This is a genomic window from Sphingomonas radiodurans (assembly GCF_020866845.1).
GTDB lineage: Bacteria > Pseudomonadota > Alphaproteobacteria > Sphingomonadales > Sphingomonadaceae > Sphingomonas > Sphingomonas radiodurans.
Window position 1 is genome coordinate 500529 of the sequence record NZ_CP086594.1, and the last position, 22076, is coordinate 522604.

The window sequence follows — 22076 nt, forward strand, 5'->3', positions numbered from 1 at the left end:
TTCATGCTCCCTGCGGCGCGCGGTCGCCATCGCGGTCGCGCCCGTCGTCACGGACATCATCGGCTTCGTCGTCACGCTTGCCGCGGTTGAACAGCCGCGTGATCACCACGAAGAACATCGGGACGAGGAAGATCGCGAGCACGGTGGCCGACAACATCCCGCCGACGACCGCGCGGCCGATCGCATTCTGCCCGCCGGCACCCGCCCCGGTCGAAACCGCCAGCGGCAGCACGCCGAAGATGAACGCGAGGCTCGTCATCAGGATCGGGCGCAGCCGCAGCTTCGCCGCTTCGACAGCGGCCTGGAACGGCCTCATCCCCTCCGCAATCCGCTCCTGCGCGAACTCGACGATCAGAATCGCGTTCTTCGCGGATACGCCGATCGTGGTGATCAGACCCACCTGCAGATAAATGTCGTTGTTCAGCCCGGTCAGCGTCGCCGCCAGCAGCGCGCCGACCACGCCCAGCGGCACTACCAGCAGCACCGAGATCGGCACCGACCAGCTTTCGTACAGCGCGGCAAGGCACAGGAACACGATCAGCAGCGACAGCGCGTACAACGCCGGCGCCTGCCCACCCGACAGCCGTTCCTCGAACGACAGCCCAGTCCATTCCAGCTGCGTGCCCGGCGGCAACTTGGCATGCATTTCCTCGATCGCGGTCATCGCGCCGCCGGTGCTGAGCCCCTGCCCCGCCGCGCCCTGCAGCTGCATCGCGGGTTGGCCGTTGTACCGGGTCAGCTGCACCGGCGCATTGGCCCATTCGATCGTCGAGAAAGACGTGAACGGCACCATCTGCCCGTCGGCGCCGCGCACATAGAAGGACGCGAGATCCTCGGGCTTCAGGCGAAACGCCTGATCGGCCTGAATATACACGCGCTTCACGCGACCCCGATCGATGAAGTCGTTGACGTATGATCCACCCCAGGCGGTGGAGATCGTCGCATTGACCTGCCCCAGATCGAGCCCGAGTGCGCGTGCCTTGTCCTGATCGACGACGATCTTCAGCTGCGGCGCGTCCTCAAGGCTCAGCGGACGGACTTGCGCCACCCGCGGATCCTGCGCGGCCGCCCCGAGCAGCATGTTGCGCGTCTGCGTCAGCCGCGCATGGCCGATCCCGCCGGTATCCACCAGCTGCACGTCGAACCCGGTCGCATTGCCGAGCTCCTGCACCGCTGGCGGCACCAGCGCGAAGATCATGCCGTCCTTGAACTGCGAGAAGGCTCCCATCGCACGGCCGGCGACTGCCTGCGCGCGGTTGTCCGCACCCGGGCGATCCTCCCATGGCTTCAGGCTGATGAAGGCGAGGCCCGCATTCTGGCCCTGCCCCGCGAAGCTGAAGCCATTGATGGTGAACACGGACTTCACTGCCGATTCGCCCAGGAACTGGCTTCGCACGAGCGCGAGGCCCTTCTCAGTGCGCGCGGTGGTCGACCCTGCCGGGCCTTGGACCAGCGCGATAACAGTTCCCTGATCTTCCTCCGGCAAGAAAGCGCCGGGCAGCCGCATGAACATGAAGACCATGCCGGCAACGATCAGCGCATAGACGAGCAGCGAGCGCTTCCAACTGCGCGCCGTCCGCTTCACGCCGCGCTCGTACTTCGCCGTACCGCGCTCGAAGGTGCGATTGAACCAGCGGAAGAAGCGCGCGAAAATGCCGTTGCCCTGATGCTTGTTCGGATCGTGCGGCTTCAGGATCGTCGCGCACAGCGCCGGCGTCAGGATCAGCGCGACCAGCACCGACAGCACCATCGCGGAGACGATCGTGATCGAGAACTGACGATAGATCACGCCGGTCGATCCGCCGAAGAACGCCATCGGCAGGAAAACAGCCGACAGCACCAGCCCAATGCCGATCAGCGCGCCCGAGATCTCGTCCATCGATTTGCGCGCGGCGGCTTTCGGGGAAAGCCCCTCGTCGACGATCAGCCGCTCGACATTCTCGACGACCACAATCGCATCGTCCACCAACAGGCCGATCGCGAGCACCATGCCGAACAGCGTTAGCGTGTTGATCGAATAGCCAGCGAGCGCCATCACCGCGAATGTACCGAGCAGCACCACCGGCACCGCGATCGTGGGGATGATCGTCGCGCGCCAGTTCTGCAGGAACAGGAACATCACAAGGAAGACGAGCACGACCGCCTCGATCAGCGTCTCGACGACCTGCTCGACCGACAGGCGAACGAACGGCGTGGTATCGTACGGGTAGACGACCTTCACGTCGGCCGGGAAGCCCCGCGCCAGCTCCTGCGTGCGCGCCTTCACCGCCTCGACCGTGTCGAGCGCGTTCGCGCCGGCAGCGAGCCGCACACCGAAGCCGGCAGCGGGCTTGCCGTTGAACTTCGCATCGAAGCCGTAATTCTCGGCGCCGAGTTCGACCCGCGCGACGTCCGATAAGCGGACGACCGCGCCTTCCTGCGAAGTCTTGAGGCGGATCGCGCCGAACTGCTCGGCGGTTTGCAAGCGCGACTGCACCGACACGGTGGCGTTGAGCATCTGCTCCGCCGGCGCTGGTTGCGCGCCGATCTGGCCCGCGGAAACCTGCGCGTTCTGCGCCTGCACCGCTGCCGTCACGTCGGCGATCGTCAGCTGGTAGCTGTTGAGCTTCAGCGGATCGACCCACAGCCGCATCGCATATTGTGAGCCGAACACCTGAAGCTCGCCGACGCCGGTCACCCGGCTGATCGGATCCTGCAAGCGCGAGACCACCATGTCCGCCAGATCGGTGCCGCTGTGCGACCCGTCCTGCGAATACAGCCCGACGACCACCAGGAAGCTGGCCGCCGACTTCTGCACCTGAAGCCCCTGCTGCTGCACTTCCTGCGGCAGCAGCGGGGTCGCTGCCTGCAGCTTGTTCTGCACCTGGACCTGCGCGATGTCCGGATCGGTGCCCTGCTCGAACGTCAGCGTGATCGTGAGATTGCCTGACGAAGACGAGTTGGCCGAAAAATAGCGCAGATTGTCGATGCCGCGTAGCTGCTGCTCGATGATCTGAGTCGTCGTGCGCTCGAGCGTTTCCGCATCGGCGCCGGGATAGATCGCGCTGATCGACACCGCGGGCGGCGCAATCTCGGGGAACTGGGCGACCGGGAGCGAGCGGATCGCGATCGCGCCACCCAGCATCAGGACGATCGCGATGACCCATGCGAAGATGGGCCGATCGATGAAATAGCGTGACATCTGCGGTTACTTCGCCTGCCCGCCCTGCGCCGGCCCGCCGGGGGGGCCGCCAGCCGCGGGCTTAGCGTTGGGATTGTACGGCACTGCCTTCACCGGCATGCCGGGACGCAGCATCATCGCGCCTTCGACGATCACCCGGTCGCCCGAGCGTAGCCCGGCAGTGACCAGCCAATTGTCGCCGATCGTGCGTGGCGCGGTGAGAATGCGTGGCTCGATCTTGTCGCCCTTGCCGACGACCAGCACCGTAGGCCGCCCCTGCTCGTCGCGCGAGACGGCGCGCTGCGGCACCATCAAGCCATCGGACTGCGTTCCCTCGACCAGCTCGGCACGCACATACATGCCCGGCAGCAGCAGCCCGCGCGGATTGTCGAAGATCGCGCGAATCGATTGCGTGCCGGTTGCCGGATCGACGCTGACGTCGGTGAATTGCAGCCGGCCCTCGACCGGATAGAGCGAGCCGTCTTCCAGCCGCAGCCGCACGCGCGCCGCACCGCCGCCGCGCGACAGCTCGCCGGACGAGATCTGCTGGCGCAGGCGGAGCAAGTCGGCGCTCGATTGCGGCACGTCGACATAGATCGGGTCGAGCCGCTGGATCGTCGTCAGCGGCGTCGTCTGCCCGGCCGTCACCAGCGCGCCGGTTGTCGCGACCGCGCGCCCGATCCTGCCCGAGATCGGCGCGGTGATCGTGGTGCGCGCAAGATCGATCTGCGCCGATCGCAGCGCGGCCTGCTGCGCGGCGACGTCGGCCTGCGCCTGCTGCGCGCTGGTAATCGCATTGTCATATTCCTGGCGGGCGATCGCGTTGATCTTCACCAGCTCGCCGTAGCGCCGCTGGAGCGCCGCGCTCGACGCGATTGAGGCGCGTGCCCGCGCCAGTGCCGCCCGCGCGCTCGCCACCGCAGTGACGTACGGCTGCTGATCGATCCGGAAGAGCGCCTGGCCACGCCGCACCGGCTCGCCCTCGCGGAACAGCCGCTCGGTGATGAGACCATTCACCTGCGGGCGGACTTCCGACGTCTCGTACGCAGTCGTGCGGCCAGGCAGCGTCGTCGTTAGCGTCACCGCCTGCGACGACACGGTTATCACGCTCACCTGTGGCGGCCCGGCGGGCTGTTGCGCGGCCTGCTGGCCCTGCCCGCAAGCTCCCAACGACGCCAGCATCAGCGCGGTGAGCGCGACCCTCTTGTATGACATGCGATTCTCTGTGATTAGCGTGAGTGATCGTTCACTCACGTTTTGCTGCTACTGCGAACAAATCGATGCGTCAAGCATCGCAACCGGAGAGACCACCATCGACGAATGCTCCACTGCCGCACCGGAATGTCGGCCGAGCCGCGCCGATGCGCGACGCGAGAAGGTGATCCAGGCTGCGCGTACCGCCTTTGCCGACAATGGCTTTCACTCGACCGGTATTTCGCAGATCGCACGAAGCTCAGGGGTGCTGGTCGGCCAGATCTACCGTGACTTCGCGAACAAGGAGGCGATCGTCGCGGTGATCGTCGAGCGCGATCTCGAGGACTTTCTGTCCGAGCGCGGCCTCTCGGCAGCCGGCGCCGCGGGTGATCCGGATGCGGTGCGTGCATGGATCGCGCGCTTCGTCGCTTGCGACAAGCCCGAAGGCGGGCGGCTGGTTGCCGAGATCATGGCCGAGGCTTCGCGCAATCCCCGTATCGTCGAAATCGTACGCGGCGTCCACGATCGGATGCGGCGCGAGCTTCAGGCAGCCTTGCGGCTGCTGGTGCCAAGCACCGTCTCACCCGAGCATTTCGCGCGAGTCGCCGGGGTGATCGAGACAATTGCCGGCGGCGTCTTCCAACGGCGCCTCACGGAGGAGGATCAGCCCGGCCCCGAAGTGATCGACGCGCTGATGGAATGCATCAACGCCTCGATCGACAAGCTGCAGGCGGAGGGATGAGGCTTACCCCCTGAGCCGAAGCCCGATCCACACCGTCCGCGGAGTCGCGCGCTCGACGACGTCGGCGCCGCTGATCCCCGCCTCGACTCGCTCGTCGAAGACATTTTCCCCGCGTAGCTCGATCGCTAGCGCCGGCGTGATCGGCACTGCGAGATAACCGTCCAGCGTGGTGGCGGGCGCAAGCCTGCGGCTGTTCTGATCGTCCTCGAATTGGCGGGCAACATGCCGCAGCGTGGCCGACGCCGTGAGCGAGTCGCGGTGCCACCCGAGCGTCGCGGAGAGCTGATCGAGCGGCGTCTGCGCCGGGCGCAAGCCATCGAGCGGCGCCGCGGCGCCCGACGCTTCGACGCGTGGATCGACATGGCTCCACGACGCGATCGCGAACACCGGCCCGCCCTGCCACCGCGCGTCGAACTCGAACCCGGTCGAGCGGATCGCATCGAGATTCTGCCGCACGCGATAAACGCCGCCCGCCCCGACGAAGCCGACGCCGGGGAACGTGCCCGGCCCCCGCCCCGCCGTGACGTTCGCGATCGCGCCACGCAGCCGGTTCCAGAACACCGTCGCCGCGAGCGACACGTTGGCCGCAGGCACGATCGTCACGCCGCCGTCCACACCCGTCAGCCGCTCAGGGTCCAGCGCCGCATTTGCCGCCACCGCATCGGCGCCGACTCGGAACGGTCGGTACAACTCGTTCAGCGTTGGCAAGCGCCAGCCACGATACCCGCTCAGGCGCAGCGTCACCGGCTCGATCGGCGCGAAAGCGATGCCCGCACGCCCGGTCCATTCGGTGCCGCTGCGATCCGCAAACGAAGCAGCGGTCAGCGGCGCGCCGGTCGCCAGTGTGTATTCGTCGAGCCGCCCATTGCTGATCCGCCAGCGATCGACTCGCCCGCCGAGCGTCAGCGTCAGCGCGCCGGTCTCCATGCTGCCATCGGCGAACAGCCCGGCCGTGCGGCTGCTGCCACCCGCGATCCGGCGCCGCGTCGGGGCACCCGCCACGTAGGTAAAATTCTCCTGCGTACGCCCTTCCACGTCGCGCACGTCCGCGCCGATCCGCAGATCGCGCCCGGCGCCGACGGGCGGCACCAGCTCGAACCGCGCACCGAGCCCGGTCGCCGGCGTATTGTACTGATCGAGCGTCTGGCTGGCCGACACCCGCCCCGCGGCAACGCTGGCAAATTGCGACGCGAACGCCCGCGTCTGCAGATAGGCGAGCGCCGAGAAACCCCACGCGCCACGGCCGACGAGGCGCAGACTAGCATCCGCCCCCTCGCTGCGGTTCTGCGTGAAAGCGGTGCCGCGCTCGCGCGTGTCGGTGAACGCGCTGACGTTCGCCTGCAGCTCGGTATCGGGCGCAACGCGGATCACGCCGCGCACCGCGCCCGACGCCTGCTCGTACCGCGCCGGCCGATCGGCGGCGCCGCGGTTCTCGACCACAGTCGGGATGAAGCCATCACCGCGCGCATAAGCCGCAGACACCGTCGCGAAGCCCGGCCCGGACATCATCGTGCCCGAAAGCTGCGCATCGACCGAGTCGCGACTGCCATAGGCGACGCTACCCAGCACCGCTCCGCGTTCACGCGGATCGACGCTGTCGAGTTCGATCGTCCCGGCCAGCGCACCCGGCCCGAAATAGCCGCTGCCCCCGCCGCGCGTCACGCGGATGCTGCCGATACGATCGGTGGCATAGGCCGGGAATGGCACCCAGCCGCCGAACGGATCGGCCTGCGGCACGCCATCGAGCACGAGCAACGCGCGGCTAGAAGCATTGCCGCCGATTCCGCGCAGCGACAGCCCTTGGCTGGTCGGATTGGCCGAACGCGAATCGGATCGGCGGAATTGCTGCAACCCGGCGACATCGGCCAGCACGCTCTCCAGCCGGTCGCTGGCATTGGCACCGATCCTTTCGGCATCGATCGTCACCACGTCGGCAGTGCGATCGCCCGGCCGCTCGTCGAGACCGCGGCCGGTAACGACGATGTCAGGCGCGGATTGCGCAACGACCGGCGCGGAATGATAGCCTACGGGTAGCAGAAGGAAGCCGATTGCCGCGCGGCGTGCCGCCGCCGTCACGCGAGCGCCTCCTGCGGCGCAACGGCGGCAAGCCGATCGGTGAACCGTTGGCGCCACCAGATCACATCTTCATCCCGGACGTTCTCGAACATCGGGCGCCAGCGCGCGATCCGCTCGTCGAGCGGCATGGTCAGCGCGCGCTCGATCGCATCGGCCATCTCGTCGGGACTGTACGGATTGATGAGCAGCGCCTGATCGAGCTGCGCCGCAGCGCCGGCAAAGCGCGACAGGATCAACACGCCGGGATCCTCGGGATCCTGCGCAGCGACAAACTCCTTGGCGACGAGGTTCATGCCGTCACGCAACGGCGTGACAAGGCCGATCTTCGCCGCGCGGTACACCCCGGCGAGCACACTGCGCGGCAGGCCGCGGTTAACATACCGCAGCGGCACCCAATCGATCTCGGCATGCGCGCCGTTGATGCGGCCCGAGAGCGCATCGAGCGAGGCGCGAATGTCCATGTAGCTCTGCACCGTTGCGCGCGAGGGCGGCGCAACCTGCAGCATCGACACGTTGGCGTGCGCGTCGGGCCGGGTCTCGAGAAAGCGCTGGTAACCGTTAAAGCGCTCCTCGATCCCCTTCGAGTAATCGAGCCGATCGACACCGACGATCAGCCGCCGGCCGCCGACGCTGTCCATCATGCGGTCGTGCGTGCGGGTCGCGTCGTCACTCGTCGCACTCGCGATGAATTCCTTTGCGTCGATCCCGATCGGGCACGCGATGGCGTGGATCGTACGCCCACCTACAGTAATGAGATCGTCGGGTCCGATCGAGCCGCCCATCTCCCGCACGACATAATCGTGAAAAGTCTCGAGCCACTCGGTCGTCTGGAACCCGACTACGTCATAGGCGAACAATGCCTCCACCAGCCGGCGATGTTCGGGCAGCGCGGTAAGCAGCCGGGTCGGCGGCCAGGGAATGTGGAGGAAGAAGCCGAGCCGGTTGCGAAGCCCCTGCTGGCGCAGCAGCCAGCCGAGCGGGATCATGTGATAATCATGCACCCAGACGAGATCGTCGGGCTCGACGTGCGGGCTGATCACCTCGGCGAATAGCCGATTGACGCGCTCATACCCGCCCTGAAAATCGCGCTCGAATTCGGTCAATCCCAGCCGATAGTGGAACAGCGGCCACAAGGTGCGATTGGCATAGCCGTCGTAATACTCCTCGACGTCCTGTTCGGGTAGGTCGATCGTAGCCGAGGTAACGCCGGCGAAGGTCTCGAACTTCAGCTCGCCCGTCTCGCCAGTCGCACCCGACCAGCCGAACCAGATCCCCTCCGCCTCGCGCAGTGCGGCGGTGAGCGCCACCGCGAGCCCGCCCTGCGCAGTCGGCTGGTCGGCCGTCGGCGCGGAAACGCGGTTCGAGATGACGATCAGCCGGCTCAACGGATCGCACTCCACGGTTTACTCAGCAGGACGGCGCAGTTGATCATCCCCACCAGCGAATAGGTCTGCGGATAGTTGCCCCACAATTCGCCGCTTACCGGATCGATATCCTCGGACAGCAGCCCGGCCGGCGTGCAGCGCGACAGCATTTCCTCGAACAGCACCCGCGCATCGCCGTCGCGCCCGGTGAAATGCAGCGCCTCGATCAGCCAGAAAGTGCAGACGTTGAACGCCGTGTGCGGCAGTCCGAAATCGTCTTCCGTCGCATAGCGCAGCATATGCGACCCACGTCGCAGCCCGCCCTCGACCGCGTCGAGCGTGCGGCGGAAGCGCGGATCATCGGGCGCCAGAAAGCGCAGGTCGAGCAACTGCAGCAGGCTCGCGTCGAGATCGTCGCCACCGAACGTCGCCGACACGCGCTGGCTGTCGGGCCGCCACGACGCGGTTTCGATCCGCTCGCGCATCGTATCCGCCCGCGCGCGCCAGAAGTCGCGCCGATCCGACAGCCCGAGTGCCTCAGCCGCATTCGCCAGCCGATCGCACGCCGCCCAGCACATCGCCGCCGAATAGGTGTGGACATGGCTCTTGGTGCGCAGCTCCCACAATCCCGCGTCGGGCTGGTCGTACTTTTCCCAGGCGCGCTCGCCGACCGGCTCGAGCGCCTTGAAGTCGTCAACCCCGGCAACCCGCAACAGCCGGTGATCGAAGAACGCCTGCGCATTCGACAACACGATCTGGCCGTAGGCGTCGTGCTGGATCTGCTCATACGCCTGGTTGCCGACCCGCACCGGCCCCATCCCGCGATAGCCGCTCAGCGCCGGCGCCTCGCGCTCGATCAGCGTCGCCTCGCCGCCGACGCCGTACAGCGGCTGGATATGGCCGCCGGTGGCATTGTCGACGATGTTGCGAAGATATTCGAGATATCCCTCCAGCACGTCGAGCGCGCCCAACCGGTTAAGCGCCTGCACGGTATAATAAGCGTCGCGCACCCAGCAGTAACGATAGTCCCAGTTGCGCTGCGACCCGGCATGTTCGGGGATCGATGTGGTGAGCGCGGCGACGATCGCGCCGGTCTCCTCGTGCTGGCACAGCTTCAGCGTGATCGCCGATCGGATCACCGCTTCCTGCCACTCGTACGGCGTGGCGAGCCCACGCACCCAATGCCGCCACTCATCGACAGTCCGATCGAGCATCGTCTCGAGCGAGACCGCCAGATCATCGGAAAAGCTTTCGTCCGGCCCGAGGAAGAAGTGCAGCGGGCGCTCGACGCGGAACAGCCGCTCGTCCTCGATCCAGCCGACCGGTGCGGTCGTCGAGAGCCGCAGCACGCTATCGTCGAGCAGGTAGCGGATGTGGTTCGACCCGCGCGTCGTCCTGGCGCCGCGCTCGCCCCACCGCACCGCGGGCCGCAGGCGCACGCGGATCCGCGGGCTGCCCGCTACCGGCCGCACGATCCGCACGAACGCGACCGGGCGATACATCCGCGCGTTGCGCTTGAAGCGCGGGCAGAAGTCGATCACCTCGATCGCGTTGCCGTGAACGTCCTCGTGCCGCGTGACGAGGATCGGCGTATTGCGCAGATAATATTGCGTCGTTGCTGCGGGTGAATCGATATCGATCTCCCAGAAGCCGAACGCATCCGTGCCCGCCGCCGGCTTGTCGTCGAGCAGCGAACAGAACGCCGGGTCGCCATCGACGCGCGGGGTGCAGCCCCACACGAAGCGTCCCGCCCGATCGACGAGCGCCGAAACCTGGCAATTGCCGATCGGCCAGAGGTCCAGTGTCGCGGTCATGCCGCTGCCCCCAACCAGCCGCGCACCGCAGCCACATCTGGCAGCCGAAACCGTGCCGCCGAGGTGCGCTCAGCCCCGACCAGCACCCCAAAACCACCCCGCTCGGCAACCGCCACGAACCCGGCCTCGTCGGTCACGTCGTCGCCCAGGAAGACGGGCAAATGCCCGGCAAACGGTGCTTTTTCTAGCAGCGCAGCGATCCCGCTCCCCTTGTCACGCCCGCCAACGCGAAGCTCGACCATCATCTTGCCCTCCTGGATCACCAAATTGCCAACGCCGACGAACTGCTCGGCCAATCGCCGCGCCTCTGCCTCATGCCGCGGCGCCAGGCGATAATGAACCGCAACGCCGAGCGACTTGACCTCGATCACCACGCCTTCGACGCCCGCAAACGCCGCGTCGAGCGCCCGCTCCGCCTCGACCAGCGCGGTAGGTCGCTCTGCATCGACACGATGGCCGCCGAGCCGCAACTCCGCACCATGGCTGCCGACCACCGCAATTCCCGCCGCCGTGGCCCCGAGGAACCCCTCGATCTGCGCCACCGACCGGCCGCTGACCAAGGCCACCCGCCCCGCAAATGTTCCAACCAGCCGCTCGAGCAGCCGCGCGAGCGCCTCGTCCACCACCACCGCATCCGGCCGATCGACGATCTCGACCAGCGTCCCGTCGAAATCGAGCAGCAGGCAGTGGCGATCGGCCTGAAGCGACGGCGGGGTCGCGCGCGATGGTGGGGATGAAGCCATGGCGGCGCTCTAGGGCGTTAAACGCGAAAGCGGAATGGCGCGCTGAGGCTTGTCCGGACCCGCTGTCTACTCCCTGCGAACCGTCAAAAATTGCAGCTTCGGTTAGAAAAGGGTATTGCTTTATCCCGCGAGGCGGAGGCCACTTCGCTGGAAGCGAGCGAGCCAAGGAGCGGACGCAATGACTTCAACGACGTATGTTTTGCTAAGCGGCGTACTCACTTACGGTATTCCTCTGGCGCTCGCTATTCGCGAACTGCTTTCCCTGCCCAAATCAGAGCGCCGCGGAGATGATTGGCCGCCCGAGGAGCCTTTCGTTCGCGGACCAAAGCCGCTGCCCGATTGCTTGCTGCCCCCTCGGTCCCCTGCCTCGGGACCAGCCCGCGTCCGTCTCCGAGTTCTTGAAGACGCCTGATTCAATTCTGATGAAGGTTTGCACCCGTGGCTTCACCAAGGGCGCCTGGGTTTGCGGCTCTCGGAGAAAGCCGCTGTGCGAACGCTCGCTGAGAGAAGATGGCTGGGGCGGCAGGATTCGAACCTGCGAATGGCGGCATCAAAAGCCGCTGCCTTACCGCTTGGCGACGCCCCAACGAACGCGCGCCCCTAAAGCCTGGCCGCGCGAAGTGCAATCTCACACGATCGGATGAAGCCAGCCATACGGATCGGGCGCGCGGCCGCGCTGGATCGCGCCGAGCTGATCGAGGAAGCGCTGCGTCGTCTGCCCCGTGCCGCCGCTGCCGATCGTGAAGCCATAGTCCGGCCCCGCGACCGAGGCGATCGGCGTCACCACCGCCGCCGTGCCGCATGCGAAGCTCTCGGTCAGCCGGCCGCTCGCGGCATCCTCGCGCCATTGGTCGATCGAATAGAGTTCCTCGCGCACGCTGAGCCCAGCATCGCGCGCGAGCTGCAGGATCGAAGCGCGGGTGATGCCGGGCAGGATCGTGCCCGTCAGCGGCGGCGTCTGGATCGATCCGTCATCGAACACAAAGAAGATGTTCATGCCGCCGAGTTCCTCGATCCAGCGGCGCTCAGTCGCATCGAGGAACACCACCTGGTCGCAGCCGCGACGCATCGCTTCGGACTGCGCCACGAGACTGGTCGCGTAATTGCCGCCGCATTTCGCAGCGCCCGTGCCGCCGGGCGCCGCGCGCGTGTAATCGTGGCTCACCCATAAGGAAATCGGCCGCACGCCGCCCTTCCAGTACGAACCCGCCGACGAGGCGAGCACCATGTAGAGATATTCCGCCGCAGGCTTCACGCCCAGGAACACTTCGCTAGCGATCATGAACGGACGCAGATAAAGCGATCCGCCGTCGATCGATGGGATCCAGTCGGCATCTGCCTTCACCAGCGCCTCGATCGAGCCGATGAAGAGATCATCGGGCAGCTCGGGCATCGCCATCCGCCGCGCCGAATCGCGAAAGCGCTGTGCATTAGCGTCGGGGCGGAACAGCGCGATCCCGCCATCGTCGTGGCGATAGGCCTTCAGCCCCTCGAAAATCTCCTGCGCATAATGCAGCACCGCCGTCGCCGGATCGACCGTCAGCGTCGTGCGCGCCGTGATCGTCGGTTCATGCCAGCCCTTGTCGTCGCTCCACCGGATCGTCGCCATATGATCGGTGAAAACACGGCCGAAGCCCGGATCGGCGATCCGCGCCGCGCGCTCGCTGGCGGGGATCGGCGCGGCGTTGGGCACGAAGGCGAAAGGCACGGCAGGAGGCTCCCAAGAGGCGCGAACGTCGCTTCTAAGCGGTTGCGGTCGGGTAGGGCGGATGGCAAGGCCGGTCAACATGGCTGCCCCGACGTCCTCCGCCTCCCCGCTTTTCCTGCGTGAACCCGAGATTCGGCGTGGGCTGGAGCTGCTGTATTTCGGCAATGCGCACGTCACGCGCTCGATCGATCACGGGCTGGCGCGGCGCGGATTGGGGCGCGCGCACCACCGCGCGCTGTACTTCATCGCGCGCAAGCCGGACATGGCGGTGTCTGATCTGCTGGCGCTGCTCGGGATCACCAAACAGTCGCTCGGCCGCGTACTCGGCGAGCTGACCGAGCGCGGGCTGGTCGAAGCGCGGCCGGGCGAGCGCGATCGGCGGCAGCGGCTGCTGCGTCTCACCGAAGCGGGAAGCGCGTTCGAGGCCGAACTGTACGATGCCCTGCGCGAGCGTCTGGCTGCGGCCTATTCCAAGGCCGGCCAGGGCGCGGTGAGCGGCTTCTGGGCAGTGCTCGAGGGGCTGATCCCCGACGAAGAAATCGAGCGCGTCGAAGCGCTGCGGGGTTAGCTACTCGCGGCCGTGCGCGCGATCGCTGCCAGTTCGGCATTGCGATCGCGGCTCGCCGCCAGCGTCGCCGCCAGCAACGCGTTCAGCGCGCCATCGCGGTCGAGTACGTTGAGCCCCTCACGCGTCGAGCCGCCGGGGCTCGCGACACGGTCGGCCAGCACGGCAGGCTCTTCCCCTGCCCCAGCCGCCATCGCCGCGGAGCCTTCGACCGTCGCGAGTGCAAGCCGCGCCGCCTGATCCGCCGGCAAGCCGAGCGCCGCGCCCGCCTGCGCCAACGCATCGATGAAGCGGAATACGAAGCCCGGCCCGCACCCCGACAAGGCCGTGACGGCGTCGAACAGCGCCTCGCCCGAAATCCATTCGACCGCACCCAGCGGCGTCACCAGCGCCTCGGCGGTCGTGCGCGCTGCCGGCGTCGCGGTGGCGGCATGCAGCGCGGTCACGCCCTTGCCGATCGCGACCGGCAGATTGGGCATCGCACGTACCACCGATTCCGCCGGGATGCGCGTCGCCAGCGTCTCTTCCTCCACCCCGGCGAGGATCGATAGCAGCAGCGCCGGTCGCACCGCTGCGAGGGACGGCGCCACCGCATCGAGCAACTGCGGCTTCACCGCGAGCACCAGCACCTCGGGCGCTGCCTCGCCCGGCGGCGTATCCAGCACGCGCACGCCGCTCGGCACCACCGGCGCACCGGGATCGATCACCGTCACTGCCTCGGCCGCCATCCCGGCGGCAATCCAGCCGCGCAGCATCGCACCACCCATGTTGCCGCAACCGACGAGCCATAACGACTCCGGCCACTGCGCCGTCGGCAGCATCATGCCTCGCCTTGGGTTTCGATCAGAGCGGCGGCAATTGCCTCGCGCGGCGTCTTGCCGCCCCACAGTACGAACTGGAACACCGGGTAGAAGCGCTCGCACTCGTCGATCGCCGTCTCGATCAGCAGTTGCGCGGCATCGAGCGACAGGGTCGCCTCTTCGTCCTCGTCCTGGTCGATTAGCGCGGCATGACGGTACAGCAGGATGCCGCTCGACGACCACAATTCGAAATGGCCGAGCCACAATTGCTCGTTCGCGAGACCGATCGCCTCGTAGATCGCAGGGCGCGAATGCTCCGCCACCTTCACGTCTGGGAAGGCGAGGAACTGCAGCACGCCATCCTCGTCGCGCCACAGGGCACGCAGCTCATACTCCGTCCAGCTGCCCTTGACGGTCGCGGTGATCTCTTCCTCGTGCCGCTCGTAAGTCCAGCCGTGCGCGGAGAAATAGCTCTCGAGCATATCGAGCGGCGCTTCGGGTTCGTCGTCCTGGTCGGCTTCGTCGAGCATCATGTCGGTATCGCACAACTCAGGGCCGGCGCGCAAAGCCCCGCCGCAAACGCTTGCATCACGATTTTCAGCCCTGCTGCTTCGCCTCGAGTACATCGAGCCGGGCGCGCAATGCATCGGCTTCGTCGCGCGCGGCAACGGCCATGGCCTTCACCACCTCAAATTCCTCACGGCTGACGAAATCGAGCCCGCCGATCCATTCGCGCGCACGATCGCGCGCGCCGGCCTGCGCCTCGCGGCCAACGCCTGCCACGGTGCCGGCGGCGCCGTTCACCAGCTTCACCAGATCGTCGAACATCCGGTTTTCGGATTGCATGCTTTCGGCCTTTCGGAAAGGAACTCAGCCGATGACTTGGGAGGTTCGCGCGCCGGGCACAAGAGTTTCTGCATCGGGGTTTAGCTGACCGATCCGCCAGTTGAGCCCCGTCGCGAAGCTGAGCCACACCAGATACGGCACCATCAGCCACGCCGCGGTGCGCCGGATGCGCGCGAATTGGAACGTTGTGGCGATCGACAGCAGCAGCATGCCCACGATGGTCAGCAACGCCCAGCCGACCAGATGCGCGCCGAAGAACAGGGGCGACCAGGCAAGGTTCAGCCCCAGTTGCCCCGCGAACAGCGCCACCGCCAGCCCCCGCCCACGTGCGCCGCGCGCATTGAGGATCATTGCCAGCGCGAACCCGATCATGATGTAAAAGGTCGACCAGGCGACCGGGAAAAGCCAGTCCGGCGGCGTGAGTGCTGGTTTTACCAACGCTGAGTACCAGCGGTTATCGTTGCCGGTCGGCACGCTCCGACTCGACAGGAAGCCCAACAGCACCACCAGCGGCACGCACACGAGCGCCCAGCGTGCGAGCGACATGCGCAACTGTCCCTTAGACGCGATCCCGCCCACATTACCTCCGCTATTGGTTCGCTGCCCTAACCACGACTGGCGGAACGCGTAAACCGTAGGAACAACGCGCTGCGGCGCGCACCTGCCTCATCCTCGGACAGCGGCGAGCAGATATTCGACATTGCCTTCCGGCCCGGTAATCGGGCTCTCACTGATCCCCTGCACCTGCCAGCCCTTCGTTTCGAACCAGGCGGCGACGTCGTCGCACGCGCGCTGCCGCACCGCGGGATCGCGCACCACCCCGCCCTTGCCGACGTCCTCGCGCCCCGCCTCGAACTGCGGCTTCACCAACGTCATCGCGCGTGCAGCGGACCGAGCGAAGCCGAGCGGCACGTCGAGCACCTTGGCGATCCCGATGAAGCTTGCATCGCACACGATCAAGTCGACCGGCTCGGGAATATGCGCGGGCGTCAGGATGCGTGCGCTGGTCTGTTCGTGAACCAGCACGCGTTCGTCCTGGCGCAGCTTCCAGGCAAGCTGGTTGGTGCCGCTGTCGACCGCATAGACGCGCGCCGCGCCGCGCGTGAGCAGCACATCGGTGAAACCGCCAGTCGACGATCCGACGTCGATCGCCACCGCGCCGGCCACGTCCCAGCCAAAGTGGTCCAGGCCATGCGCCAGCTTGATCCCGCCACGCGAAACCCAGGGATGATCGCGCCCGCGCACATCGATCGCGGCATCGTCGGGGATCGTCTGCCCGGGCTTGTCCACCTTGCGGGTGCCGACGAACACCAGCCCCGCCATGATCAGCGCCTGCGCGCGCGTGCGCGATTCGGCGAGGCCGCGATCGACGAGAATCTGGTCTGCACGCGCCTTTGCCATAGCGGCTCTATCGGGTCGCAATCGCTTCGTCGCAAGCGCTGGGCATTCCGGCTCTCGCGAGGAACCGAGTCATTGCCCATCGATTTAGTAGGCTATACATCGAGGTCAGAGGTCGCGGTTCCGGGCGCCCCCCTAGAGCACCGGAAACGCGGCCTCGCCGAACAGCAGGAGAGCCATCATGGGCCATTTCGCGTCCAATCTCGCGCTTCGTCCGAGCGTGCTGACGGTTCCGGGGCTGGGCAATTCCGGCCCATCGCACTGGCAGACGCTGTGGGAGCAGAGCCGGCTCGATACGCGCCGGGTCGAGCTCGGCATGTGGGATACACCGCATCGTAACGTCTGGGTGACCAAGCTCGATCAGGCAGTGTCGCAAGCGCAGGCGCCGGTGATCCTCGTCGGCCACAGCCTCGGGTGCCTGGCCATCGCCTGGTGGGCCTCGCTGAGCCCACAGCCATATGGTTGGCCCGTGGCCGGCGCGCTGCTCGTCGCCCCGGCCGATGTCGATCGAGACGACACGCCCCCCGAACTCGCGACCTTTGCGCCTGCGCCCAAGACGCCCCTGCCCTTCCCATCGATCGTCGTGGCAAGCACCGACGATCCCTGGATTGCGATCGACCCCGCGCACAGCCTGGCGGTCGACTGGGGCAGCCATTTCGTCGACGCCGGCGCGCAGGGCCACCTGAACGCAGCAAGCGGGCTTGGCTGGTGGCCCGAGGGGCAGGAACTGCTCGAACGCGTGATCGAAGCCACCGGCGGCCCCTATGGCGAAGTGCGCACGCCGGGCGATGCGAGGGCGATCCTCACGCGGCCAGCGGAGGCGCGTTCCGGGGCACGAGCCTAACCACGTCGGGTAGGATCGGGGGAGGCTTACTCCCCCTCCCGCTCCTCCAGTGCCACCAGCCGCCGCACTTCGCGCAATCGACGCCAAAGCGCGACATTGAACCCGATCAATGCCACCAGCACAATTGCCGTGGCGAGGATTACCTTGGTCCAGCCGCTCACGCGCGAGCGCCGAGCGCCCCACTTCCCTCCGCGTCGTTCCAGCGCAGCGCCTTGAGCACCGTGGCGACGATCCCATCAGCGTCGAGCCCGGCGGCGGCATATTGCACCTCGGGCTTGTCCTGATCCTGGAATATGTCAGGCAAGCGCAGCGTCCGCAGCTTCAGGCCATTGTCGATCAGCCCCGTGTCAGACGCCAGCGTCAGAACGTGCGCGCCAAGCCCCCCGATCGAGCCTTCCTCGATCGTCACTGCGACCTGATGGCTCGCCAACAAGCGCTTGATCAGCGCTTCATCGAGTGGCTTGGCGAAGCGCAGGTCCGCAACCGTGGTCGACAGCCCCTTCGCCTCGAGCTGATCGGCCGCCTTGAGCGCCTCGGCCAACCGTGTGCCAAGCGAAAGGATCGCCACGGTCTTGCCCTCGCGCACGATGCGACCCTTGCCGATCTCCAGCCGCTCCGGAACCGTTGGCAGCGCCACGCCGGTTCCATTGCCGCGGGGATAGCGAAGCGCGATCGGCCCCGAATCATGCTCGACACAGGTATGCGTCATGTGAACGAGCTCGGCCTCGTCGGCCGGCGCCATCACGACGAAATTGGGCAGCGTTGCGAGATACGTCACGTCGAACGACCCGGCATGTGTAGCGCCGTCCGCGCCGACCAGCCCGGCGCGGTCGATCGCAAATCGCACCGGCAGATTTTGGATCGCCACATCGTGAACAACTTGGTCGTACGCGCGCTGCAGGAAGGTCGAATAGATCGCGCAGAACGGCCGCATCCCCTGCGCGGCAAGGCCGGCCGCGAAGGTGACGGCATGCTGCTCGGCGATGCCGACGTCGAATGCGCGATCGGGATGGCGCTGCGCAAAGCGGTCGATCCCCGTCCCGCCCGGCATCGCGGCAGTGATCGCGCAGATTCGCGAATCCTTGTCCGCCGCGTCGGCGAGCGCATCGCCGAACACGTTCTGATACGCCGGCGGCCCCGGCGGGGCCTTGGCCTGCGCGCCGGTGATGACGTCGAACTTCTGCACGCCATGGTACTTGTCGGACGCGGCTTCAGCGGGCGCATAGCCCTTGCCCTTCTTCGTCACGACGTGGACGAGGATGGGGCCTTCCTCCGCATCGCGCACGTTCTCGAGCACGGGAATGAGATGGTCGAGATTATGACCGTCGATCGGGCCGACATAATAGAAGCCGAGTTCCTCGAACAGCGTGCCACCCATCGTCATGCCGCGGGCGAATTCGTCGGTCTTGCGCGCGGCGACATGGATCGGCCGCGGCAAGCGGCGTGCGACTCGCTTCATCAAATCGCGCAGCGACAGGAACTCGCGACTCGTCACGATCCGCGAAAGATATGCGGAGAGGCCACCGACCGGCGGCGCGATCGACATGTCGTTGTCGTTGAGGATCACGACCAGCCGATTGCCCGCCGCGGCGGCGTTGTTCATCGCCTCATAGGCCATGCCGGCCGACATCGCGCCATCGCCGATCACCGCAATTGCCTTGCCCGGCTGCTCACCCAGCTTGTTGGCAATCGCAAACCCGAGCGCGGCCGAGATCGAGGTCGAGCTGTGCGCCGCGCCGAACGGGTCGTATTCGCTTTCGCTCCGCTTGGTGAACCCGCTGAGCCCCCCGCCCTGCCGCAGCGTGCGGATACGATCGCGCCGCCCGGTCAGGATCTTGTGCGGATAGCATTGGTGTCCCACGTCCCAGATCAGCCGGTCGCGCGGCGTATCGAAAACATAGTGGATCGCGGTCGTCAGCTCGACCACGCCCAGCCCCGAACCGAGATGGCCGCCGGTCGAGCCGACGGCGCTGATCGTTTCCGTGCGCAGTTCGTCGGCGAGCTGGCGGAGCTGATCGGGGGCGAGCTTCCGGAGGTCGGCCGGCGTCGATACCGTATCGAGCAGCGGCGTCTGGGGCAGATCGGTCATCGTACGGCGCTTACCTCAGCGTATCGGTCGTGTCGAATGCAACCGATTTGAAGGCGCGTAAAGCGCCTTCCGCATGTCACGCCACGCTGCACTCGGCGCAACGCCCACGCACTTCGATCACTGGCCGCACCGGGCTGAACCCTGCCGCCTCGGCCGCGCTGCGCACGCCAACAGTGATGCGATCGTCGTCGAGGTGAGTCGTCTGGCCGCACGAATCGCACACGAGGAAGATGCAGTCGTGCAGGCAATCCGGGTGCGCATTTGCGACATAGGCGTTCGCGCTCTCCACCTTGCGCGCCAGATTCGCGCCAACAAAGAGGTCGAGAATGCGATACACACTGTTCGCCGCCACCCGCCGCCCTTCGGACTTGGAAACGGCGTCGGCGATGTCATAGGCACTCGCCGGCTTGTCGAACCCCGCCAGCGCACCGAACACAGTCGCCCGCATGCTCGTCCATTGCTCGCCGGCGCGTTCCAGCGTCGCCTGCGCTGCGGTCGCAAGATCGGCGCCTTGCGGCTCGTGGTGTTGATGCGCGTGGGCCATGTAAGGGATTTAGGTGCGCGACCCAGTCTCAGCAAGCATCACGTGCAGATCGACCACGCGGTCAATAGCCGCATCGTCGAGCGTGATCTGCTGGTCGAGGAGCAGCATCGCAAGCCCGTGAACGAGTGACCAGGATTGCAGCGCGAAGATCTGCGGATCAACGCCGTCGGGCGCGAGCGCCGCGGCATTGGCTTGCAGCATCGCCATCGCATCGTCCGCCGGATCGCACCCCGGCGCAAATTTCGGTAGCGGATGGCCGTAGACGAGGCGGAACAGGCCCGGATTGCTCAGCGCGAAGCGGACATAGGCGATACCGGTCGCCTTGAACCCCGCCGCCCCGCCACCGGCCGCGTCGGACGCCGCGCGCTGGGTCTCCCCCAGCTTCTCCAGCCCGACGCTGGCGAGCGCGGCCAACAGCGCCTTCTTGTCGGGAAAGTGACGGTACACCGCGGTCGCGCTCACCCCCACCACGCGCGCCAGCTCGCGCAACGACAGATCGTCCGCGCCGCGCGCTTCGATTGCCGCCAGCCCGGCCTCCACGAGCGCCGCACGCAGGTCACCATGATGATAAGGTCGCGAAGCCATCACGCCGGTTAGCCGCGCGGCATCGCCACGACAAGCGAAGTTGACAACGTTCACATCCGAGGTATGTTTACGCCATACACATGCGGAGAATCGTCATGGCAAGCAGCGTCGAAACCTTCATCCGTTCGGCCATCGGCAAGGGAGTCGAGGCCGTCGCCGACTTCAACCGACGCCGCATGCCGACCGCGCCGCACCCCTTCCTTGAAGGCATCCACACGCCGATGACGGAAGAGCTGACGATCGTCGATCTCGCGGTGACCGGAACGATCCCCCCTGCCCTCGACGGGCGCTATCTGCGCATCGGCCCCAATCCCATACAGCCCGACCCTGCCGGCTATCACTGGTTCAGCGGCGACGGCATGGTCCACGGCGTCGCGGTGAAGGATGGCAAGGCGCTGTGGTACCGTAACCGCTGGATCCGCTCGCGCGCAGTCGGGGCAGCGCTCGGCCAGCCCGCCGCGCCCGGGCCGCGCCACGGCGGCTTCGATACCGTGAACACCAACGTGGTCGAGATCGGGGGCCGCACCTGGGCGCTGGTCGAGGCGGGCAGCTACCCGGTCGAATTCGACGAGGAACTCGGTGAGCAGACCTACAATCCCTTCGACGATACGCTGCAAGGCTCGTTCACCGCGCATCCGCATCGCGATCCGCTGACGGGCGAGCACCATGCGATCGCTTATGAAGGGACCGATCCCACCACGATCCGCCACGTCGTGATCGCACCCGACGGCAAGGTGGTCCGCGAAGAACCGATCCCCGTCGAGCACGGCCCGTCGATCCACGATTGCGCCATCACCGCGCGCTTCGCGATCATCCTCGATCTGCCAGTCACCTTCTCGATGAAGGCGCTGATCGGCGGGCACCGCTTCCCGTATCGCTGGAACCCCGATCACCGCGCCCGCGTCGGCCTGCTGCCCCGCGCCGGCACGGCGGCCGACGTGATCTGGTGCGACGTGCCGACCAGCTACGTCTTCCATGTCGCCAACGCCTATGACGATGACGATGGACGCGTGGTGCTCGATGTCTGCGCCTTCGAGACGATGTTCGACGGCGGAGGAGAAGGGCCGAACGGGCGATCCCGCGGGCTGGAACGCTGGACGATCGACCCGACGACCCGCGCCGTGTCGATCCGCACCATCGACCCCGCGCCGCAGGAATTTCCGCGGCCCGACGAGCGGCGCATCGGTCAACCGTATCGCTACGCCTATACGATGGCGTTGCCGCCCGAAGAGATGGATCAGGTGATTGGCGCGACTCAGCTCTACAAGCACGATCTTGCTACCGGCACGCGAGAGACGCACGAGTTCGGACCGGGGCGGCACCCCGGCGAATTCGTGTTCGTGCCCGCGCACGAAGCAGCGGGCGAAGACGAAGGCTGGTTGATCGGGCTGGTCGTCGATTTGCCACATGAGACGACCGACCTCGTCATCATCGACGCCCGCGACTTCACCGGCACGCCCGTCGCAAGCATCCGCGTGCCGCACCGCATTCCGCCGGGCTTCCACGGCAATTGGCTGCCGCGGGGGTAAGGCTCATCCCGTTCAGGGTGGGGATGACGGCGATGTACCTGATCGCCTAATCCCCCTCCCGATACGAACGGGAGA

The 22076-nt window shown here is 66.8% G+C and carries 20 protein-coding genes and 1 tRNA gene; 4 read left to right on the top strand and 17 right to left on the bottom strand.

Going from position 1 to position 22076, the window contains the following annotated elements; translation table 11 throughout:
• Position 1: 1 nt before the first annotated feature.
• Positions 2-3181: an efflux RND transporter permease subunit gene (locus LLW23_RS02370; protein ID WP_228947191.1), complete on the bottom strand. Its 3180-nt coding sequence runs from the start codon at positions 3179-3181 to the stop codon at positions 2-4.
• A 6-nt stretch (positions 3182-3187) separates the two neighbouring features.
• A complete protein-coding gene (locus LLW23_RS02375; RefSeq protein WP_228947192.1) occupies positions 3188-4375 on the bottom strand; it encodes an efflux RND transporter periplasmic adaptor subunit in 1188 nt (395 codons plus the stop codon).
• A 163-nt stretch (positions 4376-4538) separates the two neighbouring features.
• Here LLW23_RS02375 and LLW23_RS02380 point away from each other — a divergent pair, with 163 nt between their 5' ends.
• Positions 4539-5096, top strand: coding sequence for a TetR/AcrR family transcriptional regulator (locus LLW23_RS02380; RefSeq protein ID WP_228947193.1), 558 nt, complete (start codon positions 4539-4541; stop codon positions 5094-5096).
• A gap of 3 nt (positions 5097-5099) precedes the next feature.
• On the opposite strand, the gene LLW23_RS02385 is transcribed toward LLW23_RS02380, so the two are convergent.
• The 6 genes from LLW23_RS02385 to LLW23_RS02410 form a co-directional block, all read right to left on the bottom strand.
• A complete protein-coding gene (locus tag LLW23_RS02385) occupies positions 5100-7172 on the bottom strand; it encodes a TonB-dependent receptor (protein ID WP_408642008.1) in 2073 nt (690 codons plus the stop codon).
• Entirely contained in the window at positions 7169-8557 is a 1389-nt protein-coding gene (locus LLW23_RS02390) for an alpha,alpha-trehalose-phosphate synthase (UDP-forming) (RefSeq protein ID WP_228947194.1), read from the bottom strand. Before LLW23_RS02390 ends, LLW23_RS02385 begins: the two co-directional genes overlap by 4 nt.
• Positions 8554-10350: a glycoside hydrolase family 15 protein gene (locus LLW23_RS02395; RefSeq protein WP_228947195.1), complete on the bottom strand. Its 1797-nt coding sequence runs from the start codon at positions 10348-10350 to the stop codon at positions 8554-8556. Before LLW23_RS02395 ends, LLW23_RS02390 begins: the two co-directional genes overlap by 4 nt.
• Positions 10347-11093 carry a trehalose-phosphatase gene (gene otsB, locus LLW23_RS02400; RefSeq protein WP_228947196.1) on the bottom strand — a complete coding sequence of 249 codons (747 nt, stop codon included), beginning with the start codon at positions 11091-11093 and terminating at the stop codon, positions 10347-10349. The genes LLW23_RS02395 and otsB overlap by 4 nt, the downstream gene beginning before the upstream one ends.
• Positions 11094-11604: 511 nt before the next feature.
• Positions 11605-11679: transfer RNA gene (locus tag LLW23_RS02405), tRNA-Gln, on the bottom strand.
• 42 nt (positions 11680-11721) lie between these two features.
• Positions 11722-12801 (bottom strand): branched-chain amino acid aminotransferase, encoded by a 1080-nt coding sequence (locus tag LLW23_RS02410; RefSeq protein WP_228947197.1) that lies wholly within the window; start codon positions 12799-12801, stop codon positions 11722-11724.
• A 79-nt stretch (positions 12802-12880) separates the two neighbouring features.
• Between LLW23_RS02410 and LLW23_RS02415 the strand changes: the two genes are divergently transcribed.
• Positions 12881-13369, top strand: a complete 489-nt coding sequence (locus tag LLW23_RS02415) for a MarR family transcriptional regulator (protein ID WP_228947198.1) — start codon at positions 12881-12883, stop codon at positions 13367-13369.
• Here LLW23_RS02415 and proC read toward each other — a convergent pair.
• From proC to LLW23_RS02440, 5 genes are all read right to left on the bottom strand, one after another.
• Positions 13366-14190: a pyrroline-5-carboxylate reductase gene (proC, locus tag LLW23_RS02420; RefSeq protein WP_228947199.1), complete on the bottom strand. Its 825-nt coding sequence runs from the start codon at positions 14188-14190 to the stop codon at positions 13366-13368. The genes LLW23_RS02415 and proC overlap by 4 nt on opposite strands.
• Positions 14187-14699 (bottom strand): type III secretion system chaperone family protein, encoded by a 513-nt coding sequence (locus LLW23_RS02425; RefSeq protein ID WP_228947200.1) that lies wholly within the window; start codon positions 14697-14699, stop codon positions 14187-14189. The genes proC and LLW23_RS02425 overlap by 4 nt, the downstream gene beginning before the upstream one ends.
• Positions 14700-14763: 64 nt before the next feature.
• Positions 14764-15012 carry an accessory factor UbiK family protein gene (locus LLW23_RS02430; protein ID WP_228947201.1) on the bottom strand — a complete coding sequence of 83 codons (249 nt, stop codon included), beginning with the start codon at positions 15010-15012 and terminating at the stop codon, positions 14764-14766.
• Between the two features lie 24 nt (positions 15013-15036).
• Positions 15037-15558, bottom strand: a complete 522-nt coding sequence (locus LLW23_RS02435; RefSeq protein WP_228947202.1) for a TspO/MBR family protein — start codon at positions 15556-15558, stop codon at positions 15037-15039.
• A gap of 120 nt (positions 15559-15678) precedes the next feature.
• Positions 15679-16413, bottom strand: coding sequence for a TlyA family RNA methyltransferase (locus LLW23_RS02440; protein ID WP_228947203.1), 735 nt, complete (start codon positions 16411-16413; stop codon positions 15679-15681).
• Between the two features lie 178 nt (positions 16414-16591).
• Here LLW23_RS02440 and LLW23_RS02445 point away from each other — a divergent pair, with 178 nt between their 5' ends.
• Positions 16592-17254, top strand: a complete 663-nt coding sequence (locus tag LLW23_RS02445; protein ID WP_228947204.1) for an RBBP9/YdeN family alpha/beta hydrolase — start codon at positions 16592-16594, stop codon at positions 17252-17254.
• 26 nt (positions 17255-17280) lie between these two features.
• Here the strand turns inward: LLW23_RS02445 and LLW23_RS17500 are convergent, their stop codons facing one another.
• The 4 genes from LLW23_RS17500 to LLW23_RS02460 all read right to left on the bottom strand — a co-directional run bounded on the left by LLW23_RS17500 (position 17281) and on the right by LLW23_RS02460 (position 20472).
• Positions 17281-17415 (bottom strand): hypothetical protein, encoded by a 135-nt coding sequence (locus tag LLW23_RS17500; protein WP_270049247.1) that lies wholly within the window; start codon positions 17413-17415, stop codon positions 17281-17283.
• A complete protein-coding gene (gene dxs / locus LLW23_RS02450; protein WP_228947205.1) occupies positions 17412-19343 on the bottom strand; it encodes a 1-deoxy-D-xylulose-5-phosphate synthase in 1932 nt (643 codons plus the stop codon). Before dxs ends, LLW23_RS17500 begins: the two co-directional genes overlap by 4 nt.
• 76 nt (positions 19344-19419) lie before the next feature.
• Positions 19420-19887 (bottom strand): Fur family transcriptional regulator, encoded by a 468-nt coding sequence (locus LLW23_RS02455; RefSeq protein ID WP_228947206.1) that lies wholly within the window; start codon positions 19885-19887, stop codon positions 19420-19422.
• 9 nt (positions 19888-19896) lie between these two features.
• Positions 19897-20472, bottom strand: coding sequence for a TetR/AcrR family transcriptional regulator (locus LLW23_RS02460; RefSeq protein ID WP_228947207.1), 576 nt, complete (start codon positions 20470-20472; stop codon positions 19897-19899).
• Positions 20473-20567: 95 nt separating this feature from the next.
• Here LLW23_RS02460 and LLW23_RS02465 point away from each other — a divergent pair, with 95 nt between their 5' ends.
• Positions 20568-22001 (top strand): 8'-apo-carotenoid 13,14-cleaving dioxygenase, encoded by a 1434-nt coding sequence (locus LLW23_RS02465; protein ID WP_228947208.1) that lies wholly within the window; start codon positions 20568-20570, stop codon positions 21999-22001.
• Positions 22002-22076 lie beyond the last annotated feature (75 nt).